This window comes from Bacillus sp. PS217, assembly GCF_037963535.1.
Lineage (GTDB): Bacteria > Bacillota > Bacilli > Bacillales > Bacillaceae > Bacillus > Bacillus subtilis.
On record NZ_CP150157.1, the window covers coordinates 2,583,285 to 2,597,514 of the forward strand.

General features: G+C 37.0%; 16 protein-coding genes and 3 pseudogenes. 4 read left to right on the plus strand and 15 right to left on the minus strand.

What is annotated here, in order from left to right; translation table 11 throughout:
- Positions 1-35 precede the first annotated feature (35 nt).
- Together NSQ83_RS13395 and NSQ83_RS13400 are read right to left on the minus strand one after the other, a co-directional pair.
- Positions 36-176: a hypothetical protein gene (locus NSQ83_RS13395; RefSeq protein ID WP_003229902.1), complete on the minus strand. Its 141-nt coding sequence runs from the start codon at positions 174-176 to the stop codon at positions 36-38.
- A 29-nt stretch (positions 177-205) separates the two neighbouring features.
- Positions 206-436 (minus strand): helix-turn-helix transcriptional regulator, encoded by a 231-nt coding sequence (locus tag NSQ83_RS13400; protein WP_004398958.1) that lies wholly within the window; start codon positions 434-436, stop codon positions 206-208.
- Between the two features lie 176 nt (positions 437-612).
- Here NSQ83_RS13400 and sknR point away from each other — a divergent pair, with 176 nt between their 5' ends.
- Positions 613-963, plus strand: coding sequence for a transcriptional regulator SknR (gene sknR / locus NSQ83_RS13405; RefSeq protein ID WP_004398704.1), 351 nt, complete (start codon positions 613-615; stop codon positions 961-963).
- A 266-nt stretch (positions 964-1,229) separates the two neighbouring features.
- Here the strand turns inward: sknR and NSQ83_RS13410 are convergent, their stop codons facing one another.
- The gene (locus NSQ83_RS13410; protein WP_003229900.1) at positions 1,230-1,397 is read right to left on the minus strand and encodes a hypothetical protein; all 168 of its coding nucleotides are present in this window, start codon (positions 1,395-1,397) and stop codon (positions 1,230-1,232) included.
- 355 nt (positions 1,398-1,752) lie between these two features.
- Entirely contained in the window at positions 1,753-2,289 is a 537-nt protein-coding gene (locus tag NSQ83_RS13415) for an AAA family ATPase (RefSeq protein ID WP_004399117.1), read from the minus strand.
- A 268-nt stretch (positions 2,290-2,557) separates the two neighbouring features.
- On the opposite strand from NSQ83_RS13415, the gene NSQ83_RS13420 reads away from it, so the two are divergent.
- Both NSQ83_RS13420 and NSQ83_RS13425 read left to right on the plus strand, forming a co-directional pair.
- Positions 2,558-3,076 (plus strand): ImmA/IrrE family metallo-endopeptidase, encoded by a 519-nt coding sequence (locus NSQ83_RS13420; RefSeq protein ID WP_015714342.1) that lies wholly within the window; start codon positions 2,558-2,560, stop codon positions 3,074-3,076.
- Positions 3,077-3,081: 5 nt separating this feature from the next.
- Positions 3,082-3,474, plus strand: a pseudogene (locus tag NSQ83_RS13425) (sigma-70 family RNA polymerase sigma factor); the annotation flags it as partial.
- Positions 3,475-4,043: 569 nt separating this feature from the next.
- Here NSQ83_RS13425 and NSQ83_RS13430 read toward each other — a convergent pair.
- On the minus strand, positions 4,044-4,724 hold the full coding sequence (locus NSQ83_RS13430) for a TetR/AcrR family transcriptional regulator C-terminal domain-containing protein (protein WP_015714344.1): 681 nt from the start codon (positions 4,722-4,724) through the stop codon (positions 4,044-4,046).
- Positions 4,725-4,854: 130 nt separating this feature from the next.
- Between NSQ83_RS13430 and NSQ83_RS13435 the strand changes: the two genes are divergently transcribed.
- Entirely contained in the window at positions 4,855-6,198 is a 1,344-nt protein-coding gene (locus NSQ83_RS13435; protein WP_088467285.1) for an MATE family efflux transporter, read from the plus strand.
- A 519-nt stretch (positions 6,199-6,717) separates the two neighbouring features.
- Here the strand turns inward: NSQ83_RS13435 and NSQ83_RS13440 are convergent.
- The 10 genes and pseudogenes from NSQ83_RS13440 to NSQ83_RS13485 all read right to left on the minus strand — a co-directional run bounded on the left by NSQ83_RS13440 (position 6,718) and on the right by NSQ83_RS13485 (position 14,074).
- Positions 6,718-7,815 carry a glycosyl hydrolase gene (locus tag NSQ83_RS13440; RefSeq protein WP_033884505.1) on the minus strand — a complete coding sequence of 366 codons (1,098 nt, stop codon included), beginning with the start codon at positions 7,813-7,815 and terminating at the stop codon, positions 6,718-6,720.
- A 778-nt stretch (positions 7,816-8,593) separates the two neighbouring features.
- Positions 8,594-9,370 carry a sulfite exporter TauE/SafE family protein gene (locus tag NSQ83_RS13445; protein ID WP_088467286.1) on the minus strand — a complete coding sequence of 259 codons (777 nt, stop codon included), beginning with the start codon at positions 9,368-9,370 and terminating at the stop codon, positions 8,594-8,596.
- A gap of 59 nt (positions 9,371-9,429) precedes the next feature.
- Positions 9,430-9,657, minus strand: a complete 228-nt coding sequence (locus NSQ83_RS13450) for a sulfurtransferase TusA family protein (protein ID WP_069322778.1) — start codon at positions 9,655-9,657, stop codon at positions 9,430-9,432.
- Positions 9,658-9,690: 33 nt separating this feature from the next.
- Positions 9,691-10,825: pseudogene (locus NSQ83_RS13455) on the minus strand (MBL fold metallo-hydrolase).
- A gap of 29 nt (positions 10,826-10,854) precedes the next feature.
- Positions 10,855-11,139 (minus strand): annotated as a pseudogene (locus NSQ83_RS13460) (DsrE/DsrF/DrsH-like family protein).
- A 20-nt stretch (positions 11,140-11,159) separates the two neighbouring features.
- Positions 11,160-11,717 (minus strand): sulfurtransferase TusA family protein, encoded by a 558-nt coding sequence (locus tag NSQ83_RS13465; RefSeq protein WP_015251636.1) that lies wholly within the window; start codon positions 11,715-11,717, stop codon positions 11,160-11,162.
- 185 nt (positions 11,718-11,902) lie between these two features.
- Entirely contained in the window at positions 11,903-12,385 is a 483-nt protein-coding gene (locus NSQ83_RS13470) for a DsrE/DsrF/DrsH-like family protein (RefSeq protein ID WP_015251635.1), read from the minus strand.
- 144 nt (positions 12,386-12,529) lie between these two features.
- Positions 12,530-12,790: a metal-sensitive transcriptional regulator gene (locus tag NSQ83_RS13475; protein ID WP_003237170.1), complete on the minus strand. Its 261-nt coding sequence runs from the start codon at positions 12,788-12,790 to the stop codon at positions 12,530-12,532.
- Positions 12,791-12,811: 21 nt separating this feature from the next.
- Complete coding sequence (locus tag NSQ83_RS13480) at positions 12,812-13,129, minus strand: hypothetical protein (protein ID WP_015649913.1); 318 nt, start codon at positions 13,127-13,129, stop codon at positions 12,812-12,814.
- A 384-nt stretch (positions 13,130-13,513) separates the two neighbouring features.
- A complete protein-coding gene (locus NSQ83_RS13485; protein WP_088467287.1) occupies positions 13,514-14,074 on the minus strand; it encodes a cupin domain-containing protein in 561 nt (186 codons plus the stop codon).
- Between the last annotated feature and the right edge of the window lie 156 nt (positions 14,075-14,230).

Sequence of the window (14,230 nt, forward strand, 5' to 3'; positions counted from 1 at the left end):
ATTGAAGTTGAAAGACCATGCTGTTTATAAATGACTTAGGCTGATTCCTTTTTATTTTTTTGCGCAAGCTTCTCTTGGTGTTCATTCATACGCTGAACAAGTATGCCACTGAGGTATTTGTAGGCTTTGGCCTCTGCCTGTTCAAACAGTGGTCCTTTTTTCAAGATGACTTTCATAATTAAAAGGCCTCCTTTGTGAATTCTAATCATGCTGAATCCTTAGAATTATGTTTCGTTTCGTTACATACATCCTCAAAAAAAATAGTCCAGTCAAAGCCTAATTTCTCTCCTATTTTTTTTGAGACAATAACACTAGGCTTCCTAGTACCATTTTCTATCATGGTGTAGTATGCTCTACCAATCTGTGCAGCTTTGGCAACTTCTTCTTGAGTAAACCCTTTTTCTAAGCGGTTTTTCTTAAGCCATTTTCTCATCATTTTTCACCCCCTTAATCAGAAAATGTAACGTTTCGTTACTTAGATAATAGTATCGATTCGTTACATTGTCAACACATTTTCATAAAAAAAGTATCGTTTTGTTACCAAAACTTATATGTAACCCTTTGTTACGTTACAATGAGATATAGAATAAAAACAAAAGTCAGGTGATTAATATGTTCTCCGAGAACTTGAAAAAGTGCAGAAAACAAAAGAAACTAACCCAACAAAATATGGCTGATAAACTTGGAATTACTCGGCCTGCCTACACCGCCTATGAACTAGGTAGTCGTGAGCCTGACTATAAAACCTTAATTAATATTTCAAACATACTTGATGTTTCTTTGGATTATCTTCTTAAAGGAGAAAGCAATGAAAAAGTATTTCAGGATGAAGCAAAAAAAGTGTTAAACGATCCTGAAACATTCCTTGCAGCAAAAGACGGTGAGGTAACAGATGAGATCTTACAGGCTGCTTTGGAGATTATAACGGAGCAATTAAAAGAAAGACGGAAATCAGATAAATAAACGCAGTTAGTTTATTATTATTTATTTCTGTTTATTATGTTTAATTCTGTTTACTAATAAGATTTAGATTCTCATTTATATTTCATTCATACCCTCATTTAAAAAGTGATTTTGAATCCTTTACAAACCCTTACGTGACAAGGGTTTTTGTTGTTTTTCTCATTTATATTTTCATTTATGTTTCTTTTATATTCTCATGTAAAAAAATTGAGCGTTTATTGTGAGGGAAATTGCAGAGTATCGAAATGGGAAAAGAGGGCTTCTTGTTAAAAACCTTGCAAAGTGTATGTGAAAAAAATAAACAATACAATTATCGTAACAACAATAATTGTTTCTTTAATAAAATTTTTATTATCTTCATTCTTTTGTTTCTTTTTTTTAATCTCTTCTCTGTATTTTCTTTGAACCTCTTTCTTCTTATCATTATTTTTCATGATTAAACTCCTTTGAAGTCCATTTATTCCCTTGCCCCTATCATTTGCAATTGTAATAATTCACTAATGATTACACCAACAAAAAAGGATCGGCAAGTGCTTTTCACTCAATGGTAACCAACATAAGCACTAGCTGGACAGGTTTTAGGATGTATCTAATCGTTGAGGTTCCATTTCCTGCAACTGATCCAAAAACTTCCTTATGAAGAACAATCTCTTCTCTGTTGTGGGGATGCTACCAAAAATAGTAGGCAAATTGATAGCGGTATTAAAAAAACAGCTCATTAAATGCCATACTGGAACTGTCTTTGATTTTTGGATTTATTTTCTGATGCAGCTATTGCTATCCGTTAGTTTAATTAGAACTCAGATAATCCAAGACACGGTCAACTCTTTCATTGACTGAGCAGTCGTCTTCAATCTTTAACACTGGACAAGATAAATCTGCCATCCAATGTTCATGCAAAGCTCTACTTCTAACTTCCATTCCAGCATTATCATATAAAGAAGCCCACTCTAAAAATGTTTTTGATTGTTCATATTTACTGCCACCGGCTAACACTTCGTTTCCATAACGCTGAAATTCCCTGTGCCTTAGTCTCTCAAGCCGTATATCTTGTGGAATCCATAAGAAGACGACAAGGTCAAAATAACTTTTTAGATTATCGCCCCAGCCACACACTGCACCAGAAAGAATCCATTTTTCATTGATTGTTAAGTCTTTTTCAAGCAACTTTCTTCTTTCAGGAATTTCTCTTTTTTTAGTGAATTTGTCTAACCAATAGTAATTATCAGTATCAAGATGCGTATGAGGCAAACGCTTTGATAATGCAGCACCCAATGTTGAAGTTCCGACACCAGAGGCTCCCAATATGTGAATATTTTTTTTCATACTTCCCCTCCTTATTAAGCAACCAAACTCCCTGTTTGTTGCATAACGTACTTACTATTATTTTGACATAAATCCCTAAAAGACCTTTACTTTTCGAGGGAAATCCAGATGCGTGTTAAAATCATAATACTTACGAAAACAGTCATGATTAAACGGATTCATATTCCATCTCCTTAGACGCATTTTCCTATGAAAAAAGTCTTGATTTCCATATAATATTTAAACGAATCCAATTTTTAGATTGTCGTCTTTAAGGAGGTTTTTCATCTTGAGGTATACAAACAGTCATTTAGAGGATTGGATTGAAAACTTATACAAGAAGATTGATATTACAGAACCAGAACAAATTAATTTTGAACGGATTGCCGAGGCTTTAGATATCAGGCTTTCGTTTAAACCTGTTACAAGCTTCGCACTTAAACACAGCGGGATTTATAATATATGCTTGGACAGCCGAAAAAGCCGAACTGAACAATGGTATGATTTCGCTCATGAATTTTGCCATATATATAGACATGAAGGCGATAAAAAAACAATGCCTGCAACTTGGACAGATTATTTAGAGTGGCAGTCCAATTATTTTACATATCACTTTTGCATTCCAACTTTCATGTTGCGTAATATTAATCTTTCGTACATACAATCACATGCAATTGAAAATATAGCTTGGTTATTTAAGGTATCCCCTTCGTTTGCGAAGAAACGTTTGAGCATTTATTACAGGAAGCTGACTCAACCTTTATTTAATCAAACAGTTACGGGAAATCTGTGCACCCCCCTTTTGTAATGAATAATGAAATCCTCATGCATTTGCGCGCATTGAAAAAAACAAAAAAAGACGTCTCCCTTCACGATCCGATCGGGCAGGATAAGGAAGGGAATGAAATAAGCCTGATTGACGTTTTGAAATCAGAAAACGAAGACGTGATAGATACGATCCAGCTCAATATGGAGCTTGAAAAAGTGAAACAATACATTGACATTTTAGATGACCGTGAGAAGGAAGTGATTGTCGGGCGGTTTGGACTTGATTTGAAGAAGGAAAAAACGCAGCGAGAGATTGCCAAAGAACTCGGTATCTCACGCAGCTATGTATCGCGGATTGAAAAACGGGCGCTGATGAAGATGTTTCATGAGTTTTATCGGGCAGAGAAGGAAAAGCGGAAGAAGGCGAAGGGGAAATGATTTTGGAAAAAGCCGGATCTCATATTCCGGCTTTCTCTATTTCATTAAAGTTTTTTTAAAAAGAAATAGAGAAAAAATATATAAAAGAGTGATGAAAATCAGTTTTGTCATCACTGATAAACTCTTCGAGAAAAGCGTCTGGATCATAGCAGATGGCTTCTCTTATGGGGCGTTACTTCCCTCCATCAAGCGATTCTAAGCCGGACGTTCTAAAAGCTCTCCTGAGAAAATCCTTAGATCGGTATACTTCAGTACATTCCTAGTCACTGCTTTCTTTATAGAGGCCTCATCTATGCTGTCGATACCCTTACATATATGACTATCACAATGAGAGGACTTTTAATGAATATGAAGAATCAGTTAAAAAACATTGGTTAGCAGCAGTTCGTTTTAAAGAACTACTCATTTTATTTCTTCTTCAATTAATCACTGATCGTTTAAGTACAATTCTTCACAATCTCTTCTGTTGACTCCAATCCCTAATAAGTGCTCCTCCAGTACGGTGACACATATAGAGGGACGAGAAAATCTCATTAAAACTGCCCATCCGATGGCGGGCAGTTTAATTATTACCTCTCCTGTTCCTTTATCACCCTCTCAATCCCATATAAAATCAGTTTCAAGCCAAACTCAAATGCTCTGTCAGTCCCCATCAACTCAAACAGCCCGTTCGTAAACATCCTCCGGAATAATCCCGCATCTGTCTCGCTCATGGAATCAAGAAGGCGTATCATCTCCTCCCCCGGATGCTCTTCTTGGTCCTTTAGGATAGCAGTGACATTGCGCTCATGCTGATAATCGTCTAAAACGAAGTAGAAGACATAGTTTACAAGCGTAGTAACCACTTGCATTTTCTGCTCTTGCTTAAGTGGTGTTGATTCCACGCAGAGTAACATTCGGTTCGTGAATCGGATGATGTCCGGTTCATGGGGCAGCGTCATCATCATGAGCTGCGTAGAGCAAGGATATCGGCTGAGCACGTTCCGTACCGTTATCGCAAGCCCCATCAGCTGCTCCTTCCAGTCTCCCTCGGAGTGGAACTCCTCCAGAATCATTTTCGATACTTGGTTAGCCAGACGCTGGTAAAGCTTCTGTTTGCTCTTGAAATACCAGTACAGAGAGGGAGCCTGAATCCCTAGCCTGTTGGCCAATCGTCTCATGCTGAATGTTTCGATGCCTCCCTCCCCAAGAAGTTCCCACGAGGTTTCTAAAATCTTTTCCTCTGAAATCTGAGGCTGTTGCTTTTTCATATTATCCGTCCTTTTATCTAACAGTGTAAGTTTTTCTTTACAGGTTTATAAAATGATGATACCATCTAACACTGTAAGACTCAAACTAACAGTGTTAGATTAAATATAAACAAGAAAGAAGTGAAATATAATGGATACAGAAAACCTCTATTATTTTGAAAAAGCACCGATCGCAAAAGCTGTTGCTCACTTCGCTATACCGATGATGCTAGGTACATCAATGAGTGTCATATATTCCATTCTAAATGCCTTTTTCCTTGGTACACTCCACAATACCGCCATATTAACCGCACTCGCATTAACCTTGCCGTTATTTGCAATCATTATGGCGCTAGGCAACTTGATTGGCATGGGCAGCGGTACATTCATCTCCCGTTTGCTCGGGGAGAAAAAATATGATGATGTAAAGCATGTATCCTCATTTGCCTTTTACAGCAGTTTAGTTCTTGGTCTTATTGTGATGGCAGTGGGTCTCCCTTTAATCGATCCAATTGTTCATGGCCTGGGGGCAACATCTGACTCCTTCGGCTTCACGAAGGACTATGTCATGGTTATGCTTATTGGTTCACCTTTCGTCGTATTATTTTTCACGCTGGAGAATATCGTGCGCTCAGAGGGTTCAGCAATCACGTCGATGACCGGTATGATTCTCAGTGTTGTTGTAAATATTATGCTTGATGCGTTAGTCATCTTCGTATGCCATTGGGGTGTAATCGGAGTTGCGTCTGCTACCGTCATTTCCAACTTGGCTGCGAGTTCATTCTATGCCTTCCACATGGGATATAAGAGCCAGTTATTAACTGTCTCCGTAAAGTGGTTCAAGGTTGGCCTGGATATTCTGAGCAATGTATTAAAAATCGGCATTCCGGTCTTTATTATGAGTATTTTTTTGGGGGCAATGTCTCTTATCTTTAATCATTTTCTTGTCGAATATGGGGACAAAGCCGTTGCTGCATACGGAATTTCATCCCGCTTATTTCAATTTCCTGAATTTATTTTGATGGGACTATGTGAAGGGGTTGTACCGTTAATTGCATTCTCTTTTACAGCGGATAAATTACGCATGAAAAATACCATTGGATTTACATTAAAAGCGATTGTGACGCTAGCAGTAATGTTTGGCGTTATCGTCTATTTAATTTCCGACCATCTAATAGGTTTATTTACAAATGACCCGCAATTAATTAAAATAGGCAGCTACATTCTACATGTTACGTTTTTATCCATATTTATTACAGGGATGTCCTCATTATTTACTGGTATCTTCCAAGCTACCGCGCAAGGAACGGCCGCTTTTGTTATGTCATTTATTCAAGGAATTACTCTGATTCCTGTATTGTTCATCGCCAATCAGGTGAACGGCTTTCATGGGGTGGTTTGGTCACTTGTCATTGCAGATACAGTCGCATTCCTTGTAGGTGCCATCATGCTTTATGCTTTGAGGAACAAATTGCAGCCTGAATTGAATAGTTAAGTGCTAGTAAACATATGACATTTAAATCCGTATTGTAAACTAATCAAATATGTAAAAAAAGATAGTTTAGCCCTCATAATCGGCTAAACTATCCCCTTCTCAAATCCTCCCACTTTATTATTAATGTGGTTTAGAAGAATTGAACCCGCACGAGTTATTCCGCTCACTATCATTGATTATGAAGCTTATATATTAAAAAGTGAGCTCAAAACAGTAAACGTCGGGCTTTTTTACTCTCTTCCTTTTAAATACACGATTAGAATCATCAAAAACAATAATGATATTTACACAAATTGCGATTTACGCAAAAGTCACCACTCCTCTTTTCATGGACAGAAAAAGAGGAGCAAACCGATGTCTGCGTCTTAACGTTTTTCTTTGGCAACGTCTAGTATCTTCTTTGGAAACCATAACGTCCATTTCTTCTATGATGAGATGAATTTTTCTGTAAGAAATTCAGCTAGTCTTACTAAACCACATGAAGAAATTGTTTACTCATTATGTCCTTTGTCATTTCAGTTATTCAACTATTGGTGTAAGTGAACTACCAGCCCATACCTCTCCCTTATTAAGGGTCCAGCTGTCATTATAAAAATTAGACCCACCTTTATTAACCGAAGGGCTGTGAACCTCATCCCAAGTTAGAAAGTACACGGTTTTCGGATATTTTTGTTTGACTGTATTAAGAAACACAGCATAATCCAAATTACCATCTTGTTTTTGTGTGCCGATTTCTGTGAACGCAAATGGCTTATTAAGAGCTGTTAACTCATCATATCCTTGAATTGAAAAATTGTCTGAGAAATACGCATCTAATCCAACAATATCAACATATGAAGATCCAGGATAAAAGTCAGTCTTAAAGTCTCGATTGGCGTCCGGTGAGTAAACCCATATCAGGTTGTCCAAACCTCTTGTATCAGTCATATAATGATAGATTTTTTGATAAAGTTGTTTATAAAGTGAGAAGCGCTGGCTGTCTTTTTTGTTATATTCGGTTAGTCCCCACCAAAACCATTCTCCATTCATTTCATGAAGAGGCCTGAATAGAACAGGAACACCTTCATTTTTTAACTGATCAAGGCCATCTGCAACTTTGCTCAGAACAGCCTCTAACCGCTTGCCCTCTGTAGTTGATGAGTCTAAGATCTTTTCATACTCACTGTTTGAAATATGGGAAGCATTTTTCCCAAAAGTACTGGATGCAGGATTAGCTAGATGTAAGCTAATCTGTGGTATTCCACCGCTTTTCCAATATGAGATTAAGTCACTGTTGCAACTATAGTCGATCGTCTCAGTAATATCAGAAATATAGGGCTTCTCCAACCATCCACTGGAATAGTCACAACCATAAATTGCGGGTAGCTGGCCTGTAGCATTCTTAATTTGGTTGGCTTCTTTCATGGAAAACGAAGCATTTGTGAATCCGCCGAATGCACCTGACAGTATGCGATTTTCAGATCGGTTTGGCAGATGAGCCAGCCAATTCATCAACTCTTTCGTTGTTGCCTGTGCATTAGGATTCACAGGGTAAACTGTATGAGCAAGAGCCGACTGTGAAAAAGATGAAACGATTATGAAAGATAGTAATATAAAAACACCAATTTTTTTATACATATATATTCTCCGTCTTCTACTTTTTATTATTTTAATCATTTATTCTGTTAAAGATTTATAAAGCACAGAATCTATTAAGTCATTTACGCTTTTTCATCCCCTTTCATATTTAAAATAAGAGAGACCTTCCTAAGAGATATTTGCATTTACCCATTGTAAATATCCATTTTTTGGGCATTAATTATATTAAACCGAAAAATATCTTCTTTCATCAGACGTTTCACCTGTTTTTTACTGTATGCCTCACAGACTATAAAGCAAACTTTTCCTTTTGCATTTAAACCTTATTACCTATTTCATTAAGTCGAATTATTTTCGATATTAAGTGGTGGATGATTTTCACTCTCTTTTTTTATCCTTTTAAATTATTTTAAAAAATAATCAAAAAACAAATCATTTTGATCCCTATTCATAGCAACCAACGTTACTTTTGGTACAAAGTCCTTTATAAACAGAAAGAGGAGCAAACGTATGGTTTACTCCTCTAACTTAGTTTCTTTCTTCTTGGTTTTTCATAATCTGATGTTTTCCTTAACAGCAGTTCCAACCCGTCACTTTCTCCGCAGCATATAATCAAGATTCTAATACCAATCCAAAAGTTATTTTGATCTACTGAGAATTTTAATTTGCGGTGCCCTATTGCCTTTTTCTCTCTGACTCATAGTCAATTTTAAACCATTCAATAAAAAACCCTCAATTGATGTTTCATATTCATTTGATTTTCAAAAACTTCAGCAGTATCAACCTGTTAATCTTTCATTTTACCCGCTGACTTATATCAAAGGAGCTCTAACCAAATTTTAATGGCTGTCGCACTTATTAATAGCGCTAAAATCCATTGCAGGAATTTTGTATTTACTTTTTGCCCAACTGATGCGCCAATAGGAGAAGCAATGAAACTAGCAATCATAAGAACCAGGGCTGGTACAAAAAGAACCTGGCCCGTCATTACTTTTCCAACTGTTGCTCCAATAGATGATAGAAATGTAATCGCAAGAGATGAAGCAACAGTGATTCTTACAGGAATATTTAAAATCGATAACATAATGGGGACCAGGATAAAGGCGCCGCCAGCTCCTAAAATACCTGATACACCACCTATGATTAACGCTAGGGACGAAGCCAACCATTTATTAAATATCACTTCTTTGTCTTCGCTATGTTCTTGTCCTTTTTTAGGTATCAACATTAAAATAACTGCTAAAATAGCCAGAATTCCGTATATAAAGTTAATTCCTTTTTCAGATATGTAATGAGAAAAGTAACTCCACAATACACTCCCTAAAAGGATGCTGCTTCCCATGTAAATAATTAATGCTTTATTTAGAAGACCACTCTTACGATAAGCCCAAACACCGCCGAGTGTCGCAAAGAAAACTTGAATAGCCCCTATCCCTGAAACTTCATGGGCAGTTAATGACATCACTCCCAATAAAGAAGGAATGTACAATAGCATTGGATAATTAATAACTGCTCCGCCAATACCAATCATTCCGGAAATAAAGGCACCAATAAACCCTATAATGAAAAGAGTTGTGATAAAGGCAATATCCACTTTGGTTTCCTCCTTTCAAAGGAAAAGGGTATCTTTTTATTCGATACCCTTTCACATTATTAGCCTTTTTTAATCCAGAATTTCAATACATCACCTTCATCAGTTTGCTCTAAAAGGTCATGCCCGCCTGATTTAGACCAAGCTGCAAGATCACTTTTAGCTCCCTTATCTGTTGCATGCACTTCTAATATTTGACCTGATTCCAGTTCATCCATCGCTTTTTTTGTCCTGACGATTGGCATTGGGCATGCCAGGCCTTTTGCGTCTAATACTTTATCTGATTTCATGTTCATCTCTCCTCTTTTTAATAGAAACTTGTGTTATCGTATTGCACAGCGGTTTGGACCAATCTCCATTTCACGCTGTTTTTCTTCATCTGGGCTGATTTTCCCCATGTTTGTTTCTCGAATCTCTTGGTATGCATTTGGTTGCGGAGGCAAATGATCTGTTACTAGGTGTCTAAATTCTGTTTCATCCGCAATGTTCAAACCATGGTTCTCGCTAAATAATGTACTTAGTTTTTTACCAACACTTCCATCCTCATTTAGCTCGTCAATGATCATAAAGTGTGCCGGTAATACAATTAAATCCTTTGATAACGCTTTGTAACGGCTATAAAGCGTTTTTCTTAAATCTCCTACCCAATCTTCTGCCATACCGGCTAAGTCTGGTCTGCCGATTGAATCAATAAACAAAATATCACCTGAAAGAAGATACAGATCATCGACAATGAAAGAAGTGGACCCAATCGTGTGTCCCGGAGAATAAATCGGTTGAATTTTAATCGTTGTATTTCCAATGATCATGTCGTTTCCTTCTTCCAACGGCTGATAATCGAATACCACTTCTTCAGCATCTTTAGGCGGTAACCAGTAGGTTGCTTTTGTTTTTTCAGCAATGACTCTGCCGCCTGAAATATGGTCCGCGTGAAGATGTGTATCAAATACGTGAGTAATCGTTGCACCCTTCTCCTTCGCAAAATCCATAAAGAAATCTACCATACGTGTCGCATCAATAATTGCTGCTTCACCATTGGAAATGACCATGTATGACAGGCAGCCTTTACCGATTCGAACAAACTGATACATCTCACCGCCATCTTTTAAATCCCCGACTTTTACCGGCTCTAAATGTTCGCTCCATGCTTTCATTCCACCCTTAAGATAGGATACAGAATGACCTGCTTCAGATAGCATTTCGGATACCATGACGGATGAACCTTCTTTTGCACAAACGACCAGCACTTCTTTATCAGAAGGAATTTTCTCCAATATATCTTCTACGCCATCTAAAAGATCAAAATAAGGAACATTCAAATGGTCGAAGTCATGCCCTTCTATCTTCCAATCACTAAAATCATTTTCATTACGCACATCCAAAATAAATAAAGGTTCTTTGTTAAAGATTTTTTTTGTCACTTCTTTTGGGGTCATTGCCTTTACGGTCATGTTTCAATACCTCCTATATCGAATCTTTTAGCGGGACTAAAATGTTAAGGATACATCAGCATCTTTAGTAAAATCTAAAAAGGTAACAGCCCCGCCTACTTCGATTCCTTCCATAAAATCATCTTTTGTTAAACCCATAACGTCCATCGTTATTTGACAACCAATTCATGCAACTCCCATTTCAATCAGTTAAGAATAGAAGGCACATTTGCGTTCCTACAACCTTCTGCGACATGCTCTTTTCCTTGTCGCAATATTACAGACTTTATAAGCATCAAACAGACCGCCATTTGCCGCAATAATCGCTACTCTTGTACTCATCTGTTCATCATGCTTTTTATTTATTCGGTTTTACCTGTCCAATCCCGCATACCGGGGACAACATTAATAACCTTTTTAAAACCTTGTTTTTTCATGGTGTGGGCCGCCATTTCACTTCTTCTTCCCGAATGGCAGATAATATAAATTTCATCATTTTTGTTTAATTCATTAGAGCGCTTTTCCACTTCACCAAGAGGGATATGCACAACTCCAGGAATATGAGCTTTTTCATACTCCTCTATCTCTCGTACATCTAAAATGTTAAGAGACTCGTCACTATCCACTTTCTGTTTGAAAGCTTCTAATGAAATCTCAGGAATTGAAGATGCATTTTCTGATGAATGCTCTCCTCCTTTTCGAAGAAAATGACGAAGTATTTCTCCCTCTGCTTCAGTACCTAGATATTCATGGCCTGTACTTTTTGCCCATGCTTCCAGATCTGCTGTGGAACCTTTATCTGTTGCTTGAATTTCCAATACTTCACCAGCTTTTAAATCCTTCATTCTCTTCTTCGTTTTTACGATAGGCATTGGACACGCCAAACCTTTAGCGTCTAGTACAATAGTTGCTTTCATCATTTTTTTCCTCCTTTTCTCATATAGGGGTGGGGGTATATAAATATACAAAAAGTTTCTCACTAGAAGTTAATACCATGTATTCATGCCCCTTTTATATTTGTGATCTTTTTAAATCCTTGTTTCTTCAATATTTTTACTTGCCTTTAAACTTCTCATTCCGCTTAGCAATGAGTAAATGAGTAGCATTAGATAAATAAGTTGACACTGCCTTCCTCAGCATCTGCCAAATAAGCTGCTACACCAGCATAGTCAATATCATCTAATAGTTCTTTTTCCTGTAAACCAAGAAGATCCATTGTCATCGTACAAGCTACGAGCTTTACCCCCTGTTCTTGAGCCATCTCAATCAACTGAGGCAAAGGAAGTGCATTATGCTTTTTCATCACATTTTTAATCATTTTAGGGCCCATACCTGCAAAGTTCATTTTAGATAAACCCATCTTATCAGCACCACGAGGCATCATCTTTCCAAACATTTTTTCAAGAAATCCTTTTTTCACTGGAATCAGCTCTTCTTTACGTAAAGCGTTTAATCCCCAAAAAGTATGGAAGATCGTCACTTCATGATCGTAGGCAGCTGCACCATTTGCAATAATATAGGCTGCCATTGCCTTATCATAATCCCCGCTAAATAAAACAATTGTTGTGCGTTTTGTTTGTTCTGTCATGTTGATTCTCCTAACCAATTACCCCAGTGGGTATATTAAAGTCAAAATTTTTTCGAAAGATCTGCTTTTATTCAACTCTTTAAATACCGTAGGGGGTATAATATAACGCATATAAAAATTCGTCAACCTTAGGTTGATGAATTTTTATCGGCTCTTTACCAATAAGTCGACTGCTTCTTTTACTAAATTTTGTGTGTCTTCGCCTTTTTCTAAACTTTCACGAACACAATGTTCAAGGTTTGTGCTCACAATTAAACCCATCGCTCGATCGATCGCATTACGGGAAGCTGCTAATTGGGTCACAACCTCTCTACAATCTTTTCCTTGTTCCATCATAGTCAATACACCTTTAATTTGTCCTTCAATCCGTCGTAAGCGGTTTTTAATCTTTTGATCATACTCCATATATCAATGAAATCCTTTCTTTCATTTATTTTTACATTTACATGTTGCCAGTTCATAACTGTTTACATGGATACCTTTGCGCTTTAGAAAACGCACTCCTAAATTTAATTCCACCCGGTCACGAGCTATTATGTGTATTTTATCACGTGGAATCTCTAAATAAAAACGTTTTAGATACGCATATGGGATGTTTAAAATAATATTATCCGAAAAATTGGCTACATCGTTATAATGACGAATATCTAATATTGTGATGTCCATAGCCTCTAATTTATCTTTATGGATACAAGAGATTCCGGTTATAGGATAATAACGTCTATACGTTGCAATGATAATCACAAAAATAAGCAGGAATGCAATAACTAAATAATTGATACTATTTACACCACCTTATTAACTCTTTGTTTATTCACAAAACAATAATATACCCCCATAGGTATATAGTCAAGTGTGAAAGTTACTTTCTTTGAGCTGATAGATTCATTTCGATATCCGCGGATTGAAAAAATACTTACATTCGATAATGCCAATTCTGCTAAAAGGAACTCGAATAAAGCAATAAGCCGATTTAATTTTAAATCGGCTTTATTTATCAATTACTTAAAATTAGCACAAGACACGCTGCTTGGATATTAAATGGGGTTTCATTAGCATGGTACTGGTTCCCCATGTTTCATGCTGGATGTGACTTTAATTATTATAGAATTCTGCAGAATATCTGTGCTAATCTTCCGCAGCCACTGCATCTGCTTTGGTTTCATGAACTGTACCAAATGGATGGTTAGGAGGAGCATAAATGGAGTAAAGTTTTAATGGCGTATTTCCTGTATTAATTACGTTGTGCCAAGTGCCGGCAGGGACAACAATGGCAGAATCATCATAGACATTTCTTTGAAAGTTCAAATGATCTTTGCTCTTTCCCATTTTGACGATCCCACGCCCCTGCTCAATCCGTAAGAACTGGTCAACGTTAGGATGGATTTCCAAACCAATGTCTTCTCCAATACCAAGACTCATCAAAGTCACTTGAAAATGCTCTCCTGTCCATAAAGCAGTACGGAACGTATGGTTTTGTTTTGTGGCTCTATTGATATTTACAACAAATGGTTTTGGCCCATAATCCTTCAAGAGAAGGTTTCTATCTTCATATGAAGAGCGCAAATCGGCACCTCTGTGTACGTTCTCCATCTCATTTGGAATAGTCCAATAAACAGATCTTCCATCATTATACATCGGTACAGTCACATAATAATAACATTGAGGCGAAAAAGGGTTATAGTACATTTTTTGATCCCCACAATTATAAATTTTTGTGATAGTATCCTATGCATTTATTAAGGGAGTGTGCTAAATCAAGAAAACTCATATTAAACACAAAAATGAATGTTCGATCACCGTTTGATTCATGGATGAATAATTTATCACCGACCTTGTAATCGT

Excerpts from the sequence above, each read along its gene's own strand:
- NSQ83_RS13395 (WP_003229902.1), bottom strand. The coding sequence starts at position 176 with ATGAAAGTCATCTTGAAAAAAGGACCACTGTTTGAACAGGCAGAGGCC.
- NSQ83_RS13400 (WP_004398958.1), bottom strand. The coding sequence starts at position 436 with ATGATGAGAAAATGGCTTAAGAAAAACCGCTTAGAAAAAGGGTTTACT.
- sknR (WP_004398704.1), top strand. The coding sequence starts at position 613 with ATGTTCTCCGAGAACTTGAAAAAGTGCAGAAAACAAAAGAAACTAACC.
- NSQ83_RS13410 (WP_003229900.1), bottom strand. The coding sequence starts at position 1,397 with ATGAAAAATAATGATAAGAAGAAAGAGGTTCAAAGAAAATACAGAGAA.
- NSQ83_RS13415 (WP_004399117.1), bottom strand. The coding sequence starts at position 2,289 with ATGAAAAAAAATATTCACATATTGGGAGCCTCTGGTGTCGGAACTTCA.
- NSQ83_RS13430 (WP_015714344.1), bottom strand. The coding sequence starts at position 4,724 with ATGAAAAAGCAACAGCCTCAGATTTCAGAGGAAAAGATTTTAGAAACC.
- NSQ83_RS13435 (WP_088467285.1), top strand. The coding sequence starts at position 4,855 with ATGGATACAGAAAACCTCTATTATTTTGAAAAAGCACCGATCGCAAAA.
- NSQ83_RS13440 (WP_033884505.1), bottom strand. The coding sequence starts at position 7,815 with ATGTATAAAAAAATTGGTGTTTTTATATTACTATCTTTCATAATCGTT.
- NSQ83_RS13450 (WP_069322778.1), bottom strand. The coding sequence starts at position 9,657 with ATGAAATCAGATAAAGTATTAGACGCAAAAGGCCTGGCATGCCCAATG.
- NSQ83_RS13465 (WP_015251636.1), bottom strand. The coding sequence starts at position 11,717 with ATGATGAAAGCAACTATTGTACTAGACGCTAAAGGTTTGGCGTGTCCA.
- NSQ83_RS13470 (WP_015251635.1), bottom strand. The coding sequence starts at position 12,385 with ATGACAGAACAAACAAAACGCACAACAATTGTTTTATTTAGCGGGGAT.
- NSQ83_RS13475 (WP_003237170.1), bottom strand. The coding sequence starts at position 12,790 with ATGGAGTATGATCAAAAGATTAAAAACCGCTTACGACGGATTGAAGGA.
- NSQ83_RS13485 (WP_088467287.1), bottom strand. The coding sequence starts at position 14,074 with ATGTACTATAACCCTTTTTCGCCTCAATGTTATTATTATGTGACTGTA.